Here is a 1,169-nt window from a genome sequence, read left to right on the forward strand (position 1 = left end):
TGAATATATTCTTGAATTGCTCGGTAGGCCATTTCATATGTTTTTGGGCACACTAAATACAACTTCTCTGTTTTTAAATGTGAGAAGAATGATTCGATACACGCATTATCAAAACAGTTTCCACGTCTAGAATGACTACCGACAAATCCTAATTTCTCTAACTGTTTTGCGTAGGATTTAGATGTATATTGAAACCCTTGATCTGAATGGAAAAGGGGCTTAGTAGTTAATGACTTCCCTTCTAATTGACGTAATGTAGTTAAAACCAAATCTAAATCATTTCTTGAAGATAGCTTCCAGGCAACAATTTCATTGTTGTATAAATCTAACACAGCTGACAAATAGGCAAATTGTTCTCCGATTCGTACATAAGTAATATCTGTTACGAATTTTTGATTTTGCTTTTCAGCTTGAAACTCTCGATTCAAATGATTTTTAAATACCACAGATGTTTTTCTTCCATAAAACGGACGTTTTTTTCGAATGATAGATTGAATACCCAGCTCTCTCATAAGACGACGAACACGTTTATGATTCATTACCATTCCTTCTCGAGCCAAAGCACGAGTCATACGTTTATACCCATAGTAAGGGTGCTGACGATGAATAGATAAAATATGTTCTTTATGCCACATATCCCTTTTCTGACGTAAACGCTGCACGTTATGATATTTCCGCCATTTATAGTAGCCAGCCTTAGAAACTTCCGCGATTTGAAGCAACCATCGGAGTGGATAGGCTTGGCGTAATGAATCGATAAGAGAAAATCGTTCTTTCTTTAGGACCATTCCTTCCCGTGTAGATTTGGATTGCGCTTTTTTAAATACTCAACCTGTGCCTTCAAATAAGCATTTTCTTCTTCTAGACTATTAAAATTCTTTCGATTCCAGACACCACGTTGATCATCAAAGGACTCCCCTTGTTGCGCACGTTTTACCCACTCAATAATCTGGGCATCGCTCTTCACACCGAGTTGTTCACGAATTTCTCGCAATGATTTTCTCTCTTCTAATCGAAGACGAACTGCTTCTCGCTTTAGTTCTTCTGTATATTTTTGAAATGATTGTCCTTTTCTTGCCATAAAAAAATCCCCTCCAGATAAAACAGTATTGAGTCCATCATATCAGATGGACTCTTTTTTTACTGTCTACCTATAGGGGATAATACCA

General features: G+C 36.9%; 1 protein-coding gene. It reads right to left on the reverse strand.

Going from position 1 to position 1,169, the window contains the following annotated elements; translation table 11 throughout:
• A protein-coding gene (locus D1166_RS30900; protein ID WP_087942841.1) for an IS3-like element ISBth8 family transposase occupies positions 1-1,081 on the reverse strand; the annotation gives its coding sequence in 2 pieces (ribosomal slippage) (positions 1-823 and positions 823-1,081; 1,082 coding nt annotated over the 2 pieces). This gene is flagged as partial in the annotation.
• Positions 1,082-1,169 lie beyond the last annotated feature (88 nt).

This window comes from Bacillus sp. ISO11, assembly GCF_003458115.1.
In the GTDB taxonomy this organism is placed as follows: Bacteria; Bacillota; Bacilli; order Bacillales; family Bacillaceae_G; genus Bacillus_A; species Bacillus_A cereus.